General features: G+C 56.5%; 1 protein-coding gene. It reads right to left on the bottom strand.

Going from position 1 to position 276, the window contains the following annotated elements; translation table 11 throughout:
• Positions 1–107: 107 nt before the first annotated feature.
• The coding region (locus tag I5349_RS14330; protein WP_369075572.1) for an ASPIC/UnbV domain-containing protein at positions 108–276 on the bottom strand (169 nt) is incomplete at its 5' end.

Raw genomic sequence — 276 nt, 5'->3', positions numbered from 1 at the left:
ATCAATGAGTTACGAGTTGCAAAAAGGCAACAGAGGGAAGCAGAGGATTAGCGGAAGAGTTTGGCGGCTGGGCGAAGACGCTGCGCCTGGCCGCCGGCTAAGCATTACTATTCGCTCAGAGAGAGCACGGTATTAATCTTCGGGTTCGTCAATTCCAGGCGCTTGCCATCGGGCTTCAGCGCCACAATACGGGTGGCGGATTCTCTGGCGCCGATACCGAAAACAAGACGGGGGCTTTGGTCTGTCATCAGGCCCACTGCGGATGTCGCTTGTCGG

This window comes from Penaeicola halotolerans, assembly GCF_016464625.1.
Lineage (GTDB): Bacteria > Bacteroidota > Bacteroidia > Cytophagales > Cyclobacteriaceae > Penaeicola > Penaeicola halotolerans.
This window is presented reverse-complemented; position numbering and strand designations above follow the sequence as displayed.